13 protein-coding genes and 1 pseudogene are annotated in these 13,673 nt (G+C 64.1%); 5 read left to right on the top strand and 9 right to left on the bottom strand.

What is annotated here, in order from left to right:
* Nucleotides 1-18: 18 nt before the first annotated feature.
* Complete coding sequence (locus GCT19_RS00385; RefSeq protein ID WP_018431582.1) at nucleotides 19-861, bottom strand: AAA family ATPase; 843 nt, start codon at nucleotides 859-861, stop codon at nucleotides 19-21.
* A gap of 328 nt (nucleotides 862-1,189) precedes the next feature.
* Between GCT19_RS00385 and GCT19_RS00380 the strand changes: the two genes are divergently transcribed.
* Complete coding sequence (locus GCT19_RS00380) at nucleotides 1,190-1,558, top strand: c-type cytochrome (protein ID WP_013088844.1); 369 nt, start codon at nucleotides 1,190-1,192, stop codon at nucleotides 1,556-1,558.
* A gap of 46 nt (nucleotides 1,559-1,604) precedes the next feature.
* On the top strand, nucleotides 1,605-1,985 hold the full coding sequence (locus GCT19_RS00375; protein ID WP_018431581.1) for a c-type cytochrome: 381 nt from the start codon (nucleotides 1,605-1,607) through the stop codon (nucleotides 1,983-1,985).
* Between the two features lie 100 nt (nucleotides 1,986-2,085).
* On the opposite strand, the gene GCT19_RS00370 is transcribed toward GCT19_RS00375, so the two are convergent.
* The 3 genes from GCT19_RS00370 to rsxB all read right to left on the bottom strand — a co-directional run bounded on the left by GCT19_RS00370 (nucleotide 2,086) and on the right by rsxB (nucleotide 4,258).
* The gene (locus GCT19_RS00370) at nucleotides 2,086-2,520 is read right to left on the bottom strand and encodes a DUF1841 family protein (protein ID WP_013088846.1); all 435 of its coding nucleotides are present in this window, start codon (nucleotides 2,518-2,520) and stop codon (nucleotides 2,086-2,088) included.
* 144 nt (nucleotides 2,521-2,664) lie between these two features.
* The gene (gene nth / locus GCT19_RS00365; protein ID WP_018431580.1) at nucleotides 2,665-3,309 is read right to left on the bottom strand and encodes an endonuclease III; all 645 of its coding nucleotides are present in this window, start codon (nucleotides 3,307-3,309) and stop codon (nucleotides 2,665-2,667) included.
* 43 nt (nucleotides 3,310-3,352) lie between these two features.
* Complete coding sequence (gene rsxB / locus GCT19_RS00360) at nucleotides 3,353-4,258, bottom strand: electron transport complex subunit RsxB (RefSeq protein WP_321576725.1); 906 nt, start codon at nucleotides 4,256-4,258, stop codon at nucleotides 3,353-3,355.
* 241 nt (nucleotides 4,259-4,499) lie between these two features.
* Here rsxB and GCT19_RS00355 point away from each other — a divergent pair, with 241 nt between their 5' ends.
* A complete protein-coding gene (locus GCT19_RS00355; RefSeq protein WP_013088849.1) occupies nucleotides 4,500-5,132 on the top strand; it encodes a TetR family transcriptional regulator in 633 nt (210 codons plus the stop codon).
* 123 nt (nucleotides 5,133-5,255) lie between these two features.
* Here the strand turns inward: GCT19_RS00355 and GCT19_RS00350 are convergent, their stop codons facing one another.
* From GCT19_RS00350 to GCT19_RS42530, 3 genes are all read right to left on the bottom strand, one after another.
* Nucleotides 5,256-6,533, bottom strand: coding sequence for a polyhydroxyalkanoate depolymerase (locus GCT19_RS00350; protein WP_013088850.1), 1,278 nt, complete (start codon nucleotides 6,531-6,533; stop codon nucleotides 5,256-5,258).
* A 179-nt stretch (nucleotides 6,534-6,712) separates the two neighbouring features.
* A complete protein-coding gene (locus GCT19_RS00345; RefSeq protein WP_013088851.1) occupies nucleotides 6,713-8,602 on the bottom strand; it encodes a glycoside hydrolase family 15 protein in 1,890 nt (629 codons plus the stop codon).
* A gap of 69 nt (nucleotides 8,603-8,671) precedes the next feature.
* Entirely contained in the window at nucleotides 8,672-8,812 is a 141-nt protein-coding gene (locus GCT19_RS42530) for a hypothetical protein (protein ID WP_018431577.1), read from the bottom strand.
* 35 nt (nucleotides 8,813-8,847) lie between these two features.
* Between GCT19_RS42530 and GCT19_RS00340 the strand changes: the two genes are divergently transcribed.
* Nucleotides 8,848-9,093: a hypothetical protein gene (locus GCT19_RS00340; RefSeq protein WP_013088852.1), complete on the top strand. Its 246-nt coding sequence runs from the start codon at nucleotides 8,848-8,850 to the stop codon at nucleotides 9,091-9,093.
* Between the two features lie 203 nt (nucleotides 9,094-9,296).
* Here the strand turns inward: GCT19_RS00340 and GCT19_RS00335 are convergent, their stop codons facing one another.
* On the bottom strand, nucleotides 9,297-9,449 hold the full coding sequence (locus GCT19_RS00335; RefSeq protein ID WP_013088853.1) for a DUF3096 domain-containing protein: 153 nt from the start codon (nucleotides 9,447-9,449) through the stop codon (nucleotides 9,297-9,299).
* Between the two features lie 413 nt (nucleotides 9,450-9,862).
* Between GCT19_RS00335 and GCT19_RS00330 the strand changes: the two genes are divergently transcribed.
* On the top strand, nucleotides 9,863-11,029 hold the full coding sequence (locus GCT19_RS00330; protein ID WP_152850743.1) for a lactonase family protein: 1,167 nt from the start codon (nucleotides 9,863-9,865) through the stop codon (nucleotides 11,027-11,029).
* A gap of 103 nt (nucleotides 11,030-11,132) precedes the next feature.
* On the opposite strand, the pseudogene GCT19_RS44770 reads toward GCT19_RS00330, so the two are convergent.
* Nucleotides 11,133-12,716: pseudogene (locus tag GCT19_RS44770) on the bottom strand (DNA translocase FtsK); the annotation flags it as partial.
* Between the last annotated feature and the right edge of the window lie 957 nt (nucleotides 12,717-13,673).

The following is a 13,673-nucleotide window of genomic DNA, read 5'->3' as shown; positions in this document are numbered from 1 at the left end:
CTGCGGCGCGGTGCCCGCTCAACGGTTATTGCGGTTCATGAACAGCAGCCGCTCGAACAGGCTCACGTCCTGCTCGTTCTTCAGCAGCGCGCCGTGCAGCGGCGGCACGATCTGCTTGTGGTCGGCCGAGCGCAGCGCCTCGGGCGGAATGTCTTCGGCGAGCAGCAGCTTGAGCCAGTCGAGCAGTTCCGACGTGGACGGCTTCTTCTTCAGCCCCGCGACATTGCGCAGCTCGAAGAAGCTCTGCAGCGCGGCGGCGAGCAGGTCCTTCTTGATGCCGGGGTAGTGCACGTCGACGATCTGCTGCATCGTCGTCGCATCGGGAAACTTGATGTAGTGGAAGAAGCAGCGGCGCAGGAACGCGTCGGGCAATTCCTTCTCGTTGTTCGACGTGATGATCACGAGCGGGCGATGCTTCGCGCGCACCAGTTCGCGCGTCTCGTACACGTAGAACTCCATCCGGTCGAGTTCGCGCAGCAGGTCGTTCGGGAATTCGATGTCGGCCTTGTCGATCTCGTCGATCAGCAGCACGCTCTGCTCGTCCGATTCGAACGCCTGCCACAGCACGCCCTTGACGATGTAGTTGCGGATGTCCTTCACGCGCTCGTCGCCGAGCTGCGAATCGCGCAGACGCGACACCGCGTCGTATTCGTACAAGCCCTGCTGGGCCTTGGTGGTCGACTTGATGTGCCATTGCAACAGCGGCATGCCGAGCGCGGCGGCGACTTCCTCGGCGAGCATGGTCTTGCCGGTGCCGGGTTCGCCCTTGATCAGGAGCGGACGCTTGAGCGTCATCGCGGCATTGACCGCGAGCTTGAGGTCGTCGGTGGCGACGTACTGCGATGAGCCTTCGAAACGCATGGCGAGATGCTCTGGTTCGGGAAAAAACCCAGTATAAGTCAGAAGGCCTGTTGGCCTGAAACCGGCTCACGTATGGTGTCAGCCGCGCCGGGATGACCGCGACGAAGTCGCTGCGGTGCCCGCCGTGGCGTCATCGCGAAGCCGCTGCGAGCACGGCGCGCGGCCCGTCCAGGCGGGCGTTGCGCGGCTCCCGCGTGTTGTGGACGTTCGGCGCGGCGTCGCGGTACAATGGGCCCGATTTTTTTGGCCTGCGTGGCCACCTTATAAGAAGAACGGCCGGACCGCTGCCTTTGTGGGCACCCGTTTCCCCTCAAGCCAGGTTACATCTATGAATAAATTCGTCGGCAAACACGTCGTGATCGCAGCGCTGTCGGTGCTCGCGGGGTACGCGGTCAGTGCGCAGGCAGCGGATGTCGTAGGCAACGCCAAGGCGGGCCAGGACAAGGTCGCGATGTGTATCGGCTGCCATGGCATCCCCGAATACCGCACGGCTTATCCAGAGGTTTTCCGCGTGCCGAAGCTCGGCGGGCAAAATCAGGCCTACCTCGAGATCGCGCTGCGCGCCTACAAGAAGGGCGACCGCCATTTCGACACGATGCACGCGATCGCGACGTCGCTGTCGGATCAGGACATTGCCGACATCGCCGCCTACTACGCAGCGCAAACTGCCGCTTCGAAAAACAATCCCGACAAGTGATCGGCGTCGGTCACCAGTACATCCAATTCGCGGGATAGGAGATTTCATGATCAAGCCCCAACAGGCACTCCACACGGTATTCAAGACGGTCGGCGCGGCGGCGGTAATCGGTCTGGCCGTGGCGAACGTCGCTCACGCGGCTGACGCGGGCAACGGCAAGGTGCTCGCCGACAGTCATAACTGCGCGGCCTGCCACGGTCCCGGCCTGAACAAGCCGGTGAGCCCGGAGTATCCGAAGCTGGCCGGTCAGCACTCCGACTACGTGTTCTGGGCGCTGCGTCAGTACCAGATGGGCACCGGCAATCCGCACCTCGGCCGCAACAACGCGATCATGCAGGCACAGGTGCAGAGCCTGTCGCTAGGCGACATGAAGGACATCGCTGCTTACGTCGAATCGCTGGAAGGCGACCTCGTGCAGAAGAAGTAAGCGTAGGGCGCGGGTTTCGCGCCGCGGCTTCAAAAGCAAAACACCCCGCCTCGGCGGGGTGTTTTGCTTTCGGGGCGTCGCGCCGGGTTTTCCAGTCGCTTCAGTCGCGCGTCGCGCGCCGTTCGATACGCTGCAGATATGCGTCCGTGTCCGGCGGCGTGCCGGTGCGCTGCGCTTCCCAGATGGTTTCGCCGAGGCAGTCCATGATCGCGTGCTGCGCCTCGTGCGTCGAGCCGAGGCGCGCGGCGAGCCGTTCGTGCGCGGCGCGAATACCCGGCGGCTGATCGATCGACAGCTGTTCGGAGATCGCCAGATGCATCGACAGGTGCAGGAACGGATTGGTCTGGCCGCGCTCCGGCGAATAGTCCTGCGCCTGGGCGGCGGGGGCGTCGGCGAGGTCGGCGTGATATTCCGGATGCTCGACGATCCAGTCGGCGGCGATCGCCTCGAGCGGCGTCAGAATCTCGCCTTGGCGCTGTTTGCGCCAGGTGTCGGTGAAAAAGAGGCGAACTTCGTCGCGGCTGGGATTGAACATCGTGGAACCGGTGGGTGCGTGGGAGTGGGGCGTGCGCGGCGCGCGACAGCGTGTGTACGCACTGCGTGTAAAGCATCATTTTACGCGGCGGCCGTTCGGGCTGCAGGCGCGCTGCGCGGTCCGGAGTTTCGGGCTGGGCCGCCCTTACAGATCGGGCGGCGGGGTCTTCGGCCGGAACTCGCACAGCGGCTCGATCACGCAATGCCAACATTCCGGGCGGCGCGCCTTGCACACGTAGCGTCCATGCAGGATCAGCCAGTGGTGCGCGTCCTTCTTGAATTCGGCGGGCGTGAATTTTTCGAGCGCTGCTTCGACCGCGCGCACGTCCTTGCCGGGCGCGAGGCCGGTGCGGTTGGCGACGCGGAAGATGTGCGTGTCGACCGCGATGGTCGAATGGCCGAACGCGGTGTTCAGGATCACGTTGGCCGTTTTGCGGCCGACACCCGGCAGCCCTTCGAGCGCCTCGCGATCCTCGGGCACTTCGCCGCCGTACCGGTCGAGCAGAATGCGACAGGTCGCGATCACGTTCTTCGCCTTCGTGCGATACAGGCCGATCGTCTTGATATAGCTCGCGACACCTTCCTCGCCCAGATCGAACACCTTTTGCGGTGTGTTCGCGACCGGGAACATCCGGCGCATCGCCTTGTTGACCGACACGTCGGTCGCTTGCGCCGACAGCAGCACCGCGATCAGCAGTTCGAACGGCGTCGTGTACTCGAGCTCGGTGGTGGGATGCGGATTCAGGCTCTGGAGCGTTTCGTAGATCGCGCGGCGTTTGTTCGCGTTCATGCGGAGCGGGTCCGTGTGGGTGGGGAAGGGTGCGCGAGGGTGGTCAACGCGCGGTCGGCGGCAAGTTCGACGGCGGCTCCGACTCGCCGGACTCGTTGGACGACGGCTGCGAGCCGCGTGAGTCTTCGCCGCTGGCAAGACCAAGACGGCGGCGGCGCGCTTCGGCGGCGTCGATCTGCGCCTGCACGTCGGCGCTGACGTTCTCGGTGTTCAGCGGTCCCTGGCCTTTCGCGGCCAGTTCTTCCTTCTTCTTGCGCGCGCGTTCGAGCGCGGCCTGGATGATCGCGCGTTTCTTTGCTTCGGCGTCGTCCGCGATCGCGGCGGCGGGGGCCTCGGACGGCGCTGTCGCGCCGCTTGCGCCAACCGTGCCGGACGCAGCCGCCACCGGCCCGCTCGTACTCGCGGCTCGCCGCGCCGCAGCACGCGCTTCGGCGGCGTCGCGCTCGCGCGCGAGACGGCTGTCGTGGCGGTTGTGACGCGCTCGCGCCGCGTCTGCCTCGCTCTGGCTCCATGCATCCCAGCCGGTGGCCTCGCCGGTCACGGGCAGCATCGCGATGCAGTCGACCGGGCAGGGCGGCACGCACAGGTCGCAGCCGGTACAGAGTTCGGCGATCACGGTGTGCATCTGTTTCGGTGCGCCAACTATCGCGTCGACCGGACACGCCTGCATGCACAGCGTGCAGCCGATGCACACCTGTTCGTCGATAACCGCCAAGGGGCGCGGACGTTCGACGCCATTGGCGGAATTGAGCGGAATCACCGGTTTGCCGAGTAGCGCGGCGAGGCGCGCGATGCCCTCGGCACCGCCGGGCGGGCACTGGTTATAGTTCGCCTCGCCACTGGCGACGGCTTCGGCATACGGACGGCATGCGGGATAACCGCACTTCGTGCATTGCGTTTGGGGCAGCAGATCTTCGATGCGATCCGCGAGTGTTTTGACGTCTGTCACGGTTACGGCGCGGGGGTTTGCCGTGCGATCGCACGACCTGAACTAAATAGCACATTATCGCCGATTTCCCGGATTGCCATTCGCAATCCATGTGCCATAATCGAAGCGCTTCATTCGAAAGACCGCAGAAAAGGGTGTGTTTCCCAACCACGACGCGCCCGCTAAACGCCGCCAACAAAAAGGCTCGAGGAGAGGCCGGCGGCGCGATCCGGATAACGCGGCTCACGAAGACGATGCCACCATGAATCAGCCGAAAATCAAAAGAGATCCTGAAGGCACGAGGCGCCGCATTTTGCTTGCGGCGGCGGAAGAGTTTGCAAATGGAGGACTGTTCGGCGCACGAGTCGATCAGATCGCTCGCCGCGCCGAAACCAATGAACGAATGCTCTATTACTACTTCGGTAGCAAGGAGCAGCTATTCACCGCGGTACTCGAGCACGCGTTCAGCGCACTCAATGAAGCGGAACGCACGCTCGAACTCAACGGAATCGCGCCCGTCGAGGCGGTTACGCGTCTCGCACATTTCGTGTGGGACTACTACCGCGATCATCCTGAGTTATTGAGACTCATCAACAACGAGAATCTGCATGAAGCACGCTATATGCAGAAATCGACGCGCATACGCGAAATGATCTCGCCGATCGTCGCCACGCTTGGCGGCATCCTCGAACGCGGGCAACGCGCGGGACTGTTTCGCACCAACATCGACCCACTGCGTTTTTACGTGACGCTTTCGGGCATGGGCTACTACATCGTCTCGAACCGCTTCACGCTCGAAGCGACGCTCGGCCGCGATTTCAGCAGCGCCGCCGAACGCAGCGAGGTGATTCAGATGAATACCGAACTGCTGCTCGCGTATCTGTTGAGAAAGTAACGGGGAGTGCCGCGGTGATGATTGCCGCGGCCAAACATCAGTATCACGAATGAAGCGCGATAAAAAAGCCAACGGCCTCGAAGGAGGCCGTTGGCTTTTTATATCCAGTCGCAAGTTTAATGCTCAGGCTTCGACTTTTTCTTTCGCCGGTTTTGCTGTCTTGTTGTGCTCGAGGATGAAGTCGCGCAATTGCGGATAAATGATCGTGCGCCAGCGGCGGCCCGAGAAAATGCCGTAGTGGCCGCATTTTTCCGCAGTGAAGTGGCGCTTGTTCTTCTCCGCGATGCCGCTGCACAGGTCGTGCGCCGCGTAGGTCTGGCCGTCGCCTGAAATGTCGTCGAGTTCGCCTTCAATCGTAAACAGCGCGGTCGTCGTGATGTCCTGCGGCCGCACCCGCTCGCCGTTGACTACCCACGTGCCCTCGGCGAGACGGAATTCCTGGAACACGACGCGGATCGTGTCGAGGTAATAGTCGGCATCCATGTCGAGCACCGCGTTGTACTCGTCGTAGAAGCGGCGGTGCGCTTCGGCGTCGTCTTCGTCGCCGCGCAGCAGGCTCTGGTAGAAATCCCAGTGCGATGCCGCATGACGCTCCGGATTCATCGCGACGAAGCCAGTGTGCTGCAGGAAGCCGGGATAGACCTTGCGGCCCGTGCCCGGATAGTTCGGCGGCACGGTGAAGATCACGTTGTTCTCGAACCACTCGTACGAGTGCTGCGTGGCAAGCGAATTGACTGCGGTCGGGCTCTTTCGAGCGTCGATCGGGCCGCCCATCATCGTCATTGTGCGCGGCGTGTCCTCGCCGCGGCTCGCCATCAGCGAAATGGCGGCGAGCACCGGCACGGTCGGCTGGCACACCGAAATCACGTGCAGATTCTTCGCCCCGATATGGCGAATGAATTCCTGGATATACGCGATGTAATCGTTCAGACCAAACCAGCCGGCCTCGAGCGGCACCATGCGCGCGTCGATCCAGTCGGTGATGTAGACCTTGTGGTCTTGCAGCAACGTGCGCACGGTGTCGCGCAGCAGCGTGGCGTGGTGTCCTGACAACGGTGCGCAAACCAGCACGACCGGCTCGTCTTTCAGTTGGCTGACAGCTTCGCTGTCGTCCGCGAAACGCTTGAAGCGCATCAGACGGCAGAATGGCTTCTCGATGATCGTCTGCTCGACGATCGGAATGTTATGTCCGTCCTTAACAATCTGATGAATGTTGAACTCGGGTTTTTCGTAATCCTTGCCGAGCCGGTAAAGCAGTTCGTAGCCGGCGGACAGGCGCGTGGCGCCCGGCACATAGGCTAACGGACTGGCCGGATTCGCAAATGATTTCGATGCGGCCTGGGCCCAGGCGGTAAGGGGGCTCAACATCGCCCGGCTGAATTCGTGCAGTTGATAGAGCATGTTTGCTCCGTTTTAAGCGGTTCGCATTGGGCTTCGCAAACACGCGTGAAGCGTTGCGGCGGGCCATTGTGGTTGTGGGCACATTGTTGTCGGCCGACAGTCGGATCGATAATATCGAACAAAGCAATCTTGTGCAATGCAACAATTTTCGCATTCAGTGTACGCAAACTGTCACGGCGTCATGCTAGTGGCGATGCTGCTCCGCCGCTATCAGGGCTTGCCTGACCCTCAAGCTCCATCGAGCGCATGCCGTTATGCGCCGGATGGCCGGTCGCCTGCGCCATCTCCTGCTCGTGCTTCATCAGGTTCAGGCCGGTGTGCACGAGCGCCACGTGCGAGAACGCCTGCGGAAAATTGCCGACCAGACGTTTTTCGGCTGGATCGTACTCCTCGGACAGCAGGCCGACGTCGTTGCACAGCGCGAGCAGCCGCTCGTACATTTCGATCGCTTCCGGCACGCGCCCCTGCAGCGCGAGGTTATCCACCATCCAGAACGAACACGCAAGAAAGGTGCCCTCTCCGGGCGGCAAGCCATCATCGTATTCGTTGGTGCGGTAGCGCAGCACGAAGCCGCCGTGCATCAGATCCCGCTCGATTGCCTCGACGGTACCCTTGATGCGTGGGTCCTGCGGCGGCAGGAAGGCGACCAGCGGCATCAGCAGCACGCTCGCGTCGAGCTGGTCGCTGCCGTAGTACTGGGAGAACGCGTTCAGCTTCGGATTCCACGCCTTCTCGCAGACCTCGGCGTGGATCGTGTCGCGCGTCGCGCGCCATTGGTCGAGCGGGCCGTCGAGCTTGAACATTTCCGCCGAGCGGATCGCGCGGTCGAACGCGACCCACGCCATCACCTTCGAAAACGTGAAATGCTCGCGGCCACCGCGGGTCTCCCAGATGCCTTCGTCGGGTTCGCGCCAGATCTTGGTCAGATGCTCGAGCATCGCGCGCTGCACGCTCCACGCGGTGACGTCCGCCTGCAGGCCGCCCACGCGGGCGAGATGCAGCGCGTTCATCACTTCGCCGTAGACGTCGAGCTGAAGCTGCCCGACCGCGTTGTTGCCGATGCGTACCGGTTTCGCGCCCTCATAGCCGGGCAGCCAGTCGATTTCGGATTCGGGCAGGCGTCGCTCGCCGCCGATGCCGTACATGATCTGCAACTGGTCCGGCGCACCCGCCATCACGCGGCCGAGCCAGCTGCGCCAGGCGCGCGCTTCGTCGTAGTAGCCGCCGCGCATCATCGCGAGCAGCGTGATGGTCGCGTCGCGCAGCCAGCAGTAGCGATAGTCCCAGTTGCGCGTGCCGCCGAGCTTCTCCGGCAGCGACGTGGTCGGCGCCGCGACGATGCCGCCGGTCGGCTCGTAGGCGAGCGCGCGCAGCGTGATCAGCGAACGGCGGATCGGCTCGGCCCAGCGTCCTTCGACGGTGCCGCGCGCCGCCCATTCGAGCCAGTGGTTCTCGGTGCGCGCGAGCGACGTGTGCGGGTCGCGCGCGGGCGGAATGCGCAGATGCGACGCCGCGTAGGCGAGCGAGAACGGCACCCGCTCGCCCTCGGTCACCGTGAATTCCGCGACGGTCTTCATATCTTCTCCGTGCAGTTCGACCGGCGTGCGCAGCACTGCGTTGTCGGGGCCGACGATCGCCTTGATGCCGCTGTCATGCTTGAGCTTGTCGACCCATGGGATCGAGAAGCCGTAGTCGAAGCGCAGCACGAGTTCCATCTTCATGCGCACGGTGCCGCGCTTGCCGACGACGATGCGGATCAGTTCCGACCAGCCGTTGCCGGGCGGCATGAAATCGATCAGCGTGACGGCGCCGTCGGGTGTTTCGAAGTCGGTTTCGAGGATCAGCGTTTCGCCCCGATAGCGCCGCGTGATGGTCGGTGCGCCGTGTTCGCCCTGGGTGGCGGGGGCGATCTGCCAGCGGCCGTTGTCGGGCGTACCGAGCAGCGCGGCGAAGCAGGCGCCCGAGTCGAAGCGCGGCCAGCAGAGCCAGTCGACGGAACCCTCGCGGGAGATGAGTGCAGCGGTATGGCCGTCGCCGATGAGTGCGTAGTCTTCGAGGTGTGAAGGCATGGAAAGCGTGTCGAAAAACGAGTCGTTATTACGGACGGCGACAGCAGCCGCGCTTCGAGTGGGTGTTAATTACCGGACCACGATCGGCAGTGTTTGGTTCACCGCATAGTGCGGCAAAACGCGGGTTGGAAAATTGTCAAATCCATGCATAAAATCAAAGTTCATGCCGATGTCCGGTGACCTGCCGGACTGCGAATCGGCCTTGCTCATGGCGCATGCAGACGCCGTTTCCGAGGACGAAAGCCATGCTGAACCCTTCGAAATCCGATTGCATCACGATTCTCTCGGCCGCCAGCCAGCTTGCCGGCGACTCCATGCTGCCACTCGATCACGGCCGGCTCGGCCTGAGCCGCAATGGCATGTTGGCTGCAGCGTCCTTCCTGGTCGAGCGGGCCTGCTTCCGGCGCTATCAGCAGAATGCCGATCATTATGCGGTCGGCGCGCTGTCGTTGCAGGGGCGCCTGCGGCTGGAACAGCTGGCGAACGGGTGAGCGGTCGCGAGGAGCTTTCGTAGCACGGGGCGCTTGCGTCTCCTCGCATTCCGTATCCGCATCTTCGTGCTGCGTCGCGCCACGTCACGTCGATTGTTCGCGTGGCGCGGCGAGTGCCGCTGGCACCGCGCGAACCTTCCCTTCGCGCAAATCCATCTCGATACCGGGCGCAAACTCGCGCCCGGTATGACGTCGCCTGTCGCTCACAGATGCGACGAGCCCACGCCGAAGATCCCGATGATGCCGATGATGATCAGGTAAAGCGCGACGATGTAGTTCAACAGGCGCGGCATGATCAGGATCAGGATGCCGGCGATCAGCGAAACGAGCGGGCCCAGGCTGAGAGTGACGTTCATGGAGACTCCGTGGTTGACACGCGTGATGCGCGATTGAGAAAACGCTCGAAAAAACGCCCCGGCGCGCGGGACCAAAACCGCTGGCGCAGCCCAGCGGTGGATTCACTGCATGATCCGACCTAACGCTCTTATACTCACTTCGACAACAACAACGCGGAACGACGCTCGCTTCGCGGCGCGGCAGACCAGACACCGTTACAACCGCTCGTACCCAGGCTCGTTCGCGAGCCCGTACAGACAATCGATGTCGAGGAGGTCTCATGCTTCACCGTCGCCGTGCCGCCGGGCGGGTTGCCGCGCGCCCAGTTCCGACTTCCGCTTTTACTTCTGCTCTTGCCAGTGTTGCCGTCCAGGGTTCCGGTCCGCGGGGCGCGGACCGCGTCGCCGGTTCGATAATAAAAGGTTTCGTGCTGATGGTTTCGATGCTTGCTTCGCACGCGTATGCGCAAGATTCTGGCCCGGTTCCCCCGGACGGCGTCTATACGATGCTGGTCGGCACTTACACCAGCGGCAAGAGCGAGGGCATCTACGTGTTTCGCTTCGATACGAAGACCGGCGCAGCGACCCAGGTGTCGGTCGCGCAGACGGTCAATCCGTCGTTTCTGGTCGTGAGCCGCGACCGCCGCTTCGTCTACTCGGTCAACGAACTGCCAGGCGACAACGGCCCGGCCACGCAGCGCGGCAACATCAGCGCGTTCGGCTTCGATGCCGCGCGCGGCCAGCTGACGTTTCTGAACAAGGTATCGTCCGAAGGCAATGATCCGTGTTATCTGAGCATCTCACCGGACGGCAAGTATCTGCTGACCGCGAACTATTCGGTCGCGCCCGACCCGGGCGGCAGCTTCGCGGTGTTTCCGCTGCAGGCGAACGGCCAGGTGGGCGCCTCGGTGCAGACCGTGCATCACGAGGGCGGCGGCCCGGTGAAAGGGCGGCAGGACAACTCGCACGTGCATTCGACCGTGTTCTCGCCTGACGGCCACTATCTGTTCGCGCAGGATCTCGGCGCCGACAAGCTGTACTCATACCGTTACGCGCCGCAGAGCAGCGCCGGCGCGGGCCCATTCGTCGTGACGGACTGGGGCTACGCGCAGCAGAAGGCCGGCACGGGTCCACGCCACCTGATTTTCAGCGCCGACGGCAGGCACGCGTATCTGACGAGCGAACTCGCGGCGACCGTCAGCACGTTCGACTACCACGACGGCAGACTTAAGCTCGTGCAGACGTTGCCATTGAGCGAGCCCGGCTTCAAGGGGCAGGTGGCCGCGGCGGCGATCCATCTGTCGCCGGACGGACGCTTCGTGTATGCGTCCAATCGAGGCGACGCGAACGAGATCGTGATCTTCTCGGTCGATCCCGCCAATGGGCATCTGAAGCAGATCGGCCGGCAGTCGAGCCTCGGCAAATCGCCGCGTGAGTTCACCATCGATCCGACCGGCAACTGGCTGATCGTCGGCAATCAGTTGAGCGACACCGTCTACGTGTTCAAGCGCGATCAGCAGACGGGGCTGCTCGAGCCGAATCCGAAGCAGCATTTCGAGCTCGGTTCGCCGGTCGATTTCAAGCTGGTGTCGCCGTCATGATGCACGGTGCGCGCGGATAAATAAAAACGGACAGCTCACATCGTGAGGCTGTCCGTTTTTTCACCGTGTCATTGCCGACCCGGCCTGGCGATTCACCGGCCGCTCATTCCGCCGGTCCCGGCGCCAGCACTTCGCGGCTGCCGTTGATGCTCATCGCCGACACGAGCCCGGCCGTCTCCATCTGCTCGACGAGCCGCGCCGCACGGTTATAGCCGATGCGCAATTGCCGCTGCACCGACGAGATCGACGCACGCCGCGTGCGCACGACGAACGCCACCGCTTCGTCGTACAGCGGATCGGCTTCCGCATCCGGCGCTTCGCCGAACAGGTCCTGGGCCGCGCCGCCATCGGTGGCCGGGCCGTCGAGAATGCCTTCCTCGTATTGCGGCTCGCCGAACTGCTTCAGATACTCGACGATCGCATGCACTTCCTCGTCGGCGACGAACGCACCGTGCACGCGCTGCGGGTAGCCCGTGCCCGGTGGCAGGAACAGCATGTCGCCCTGGCCGAGCAGCGATTCGGCGCCCATCTGGTCGAGAATCGTGCGCGAGTCGATTTTCGACGACACCTGGAACGCGACGCGCGTCGGAATGTTCGCCTTGATGAGGCCGGTGATCACGTCGACGGACGGCCGCTGCGTCGCGAGGATCAGGTGGATGCCGGCCGCGCGCGCCTTCTGCGCGAGCCGCGCGATCAGTTCCTCGATCTTCTTGCCGGCGACCATCATCAGGTCGGCGAGCTCGTCGATGACGACGACGATCAGCGGCAGCGGCGCGAGCGGCTCGGGCGCATCGGGCGTCAGCGAGAACGGGTTGCCGAGCTTCTTGCCCTTCGCCTCGGTGTCGCGGATCTTCTGGTTGAAGCCGGCGAGATTGCGCACGCCGACCGCCGACATCAGCCGGTAGCGTTTCTCCATTTCGCCGACGCACCAGTTCAGCGCGTTGGCCGCGAGCTTCATGTCGGTGACGACCGGCGCGAGCAGATGCGGAATGCCTTCGTAGACCGAAAGCTCGAGCATCTTCGGGTCGATCATGATCAGGCGCACTTCCTCGGGCGTCGCTTTGAACAGCAGCGAGCAGATCATCGCGTTGATAGCGACGGACTTGCCCGAACCGGTCGTGCCGGCCACCAGCATGTGCGGCGCCTTCGCCAGATCGGCGACGACCGGATGGCCGGTGATGTCCTTGCCCATTGCGAGCGTCAGTTGCGAGTGCGAATTCTGGTAGACGCTGGCTTCGAGAATTTCCGACAGGCGGATCGTTTGACGCTTCGCGTTCGGCAGTTCGAGGCCCATGCAGGTCTTGCCCGGAATCGTCTCGACCACGCGGATCGACGTGAGACCGAGACCGCGCGACAGGTCCTTCATCAGACCGACGATCTGGCTGCCGCGCACACCGAGCGCCGGTTCGACTTCGAAGCGCGTGATGACCGGACCCGCCGATGCGCCCACCACCGTCACCGGCACCTTGAATTCCTGCAGGCGCTGCTCGATCAACTGGCCGGTTTCGCGGAGCTTTTCGTCCGGGATCGGTTCGATGTCGGCGTCGGCGGGGGCGAGCAGATCGAGCGTCGGCAGTTCGACCATCGATGCGGCCGGCGCGTGGAACTCGAAGCCGTTGACCGGCGCGTGGCCGCGCAGCGGCGCGCGGGCGGCGGGCTCGCTGGCGGGTTGGGCCTGCGGTTGCGGTGTGGGCGCGGGAGCAGGCGACAGAGTGGGTGACGGTTCGGCTGCCGGTGTGTTCGTGGCAGGCGTCGCGGTTGCGCCGATCGAAGGCTCGAGGCTGGTCGCCGGCGCGGCGAGGCCCGGGAAACGGACCACGTTCGAGACGACGGCTGGTGCGGTCGCCGGCGTAGCGGGGTTCGGCGCACTCGTCGAGGTCGACGACGGCGAGTCGTTCGTCGGCTCGTTGGCGGGCTCAGTCGCAGCCGGCAGGGCACGGGCGTGCGACGTCGGGTGCGTTGGCGGCGTTGCGGGCTCACCTGGCTGCGCGCTTTCGCTCGCGAACTCTGATACGGGCGCGCCGGACCACGGCGGCACGCTTGCGCTCGATGGTGCTGCCTCCGTTTGCGACGGGTCCGCCGGCGCAACCGCGCGTTGAGCCGCGGCCGGGCCGAGCTTGCTCTCCCAAGGCACGAGCGTTTCGTCGATGACGATTTCGGCGACAGGCGCCGGCGCTGGCAGCGGCGTGGAGGAGGCGGCGGAAGCAGGTTCGACGGTTCGCGCGGATTCTTCCCATTCCGATGCCAGGACGCTAGTGCTTGTCCCCGTGTGCGACGAATCGTCTTCGATCGCCGGGTCGTCCTCGTGCTTGGCGTCGTCCTGCAAGCTGGCTGCAAAGCGCTGGAACGGCGTCGCCATCGCAGGCTCGTGTTGCGGCGCGCTTGCAGCAGGTTCCGCGACGGCCGGCTCAGCCGCAGTGGATGCCGACGGCTCGACAGCCGCGGGGGGGCCGGTGACAGGTTCCGTAGACACGGGATCATGCGGCGTCTCTGCGACAGAGAGTGGCTCCACAATCGCGGCTTCGACAACCGCAGCCGCCACGTCGGCCACCGGCTCGATCGCGGTCGTCGTCTGTGGCGCAGCCGTGAGCGGCGGATGAATGACCGGCGGTTCGGTCGGCCATTGTGCAACCGCTTCGTCGCC

The organism is Paraburkholderia atlantica (assembly GCF_009362785.1).
Classification (GTDB): Bacteria; Pseudomonadota; Gammaproteobacteria; order Burkholderiales; family Burkholderiaceae; genus Paraburkholderia; species Paraburkholderia atlantica.
The sequence above is the reverse complement of the archived record's forward strand: the minus strand, read 5'-3'. Positions and strand labels throughout refer to the sequence as shown.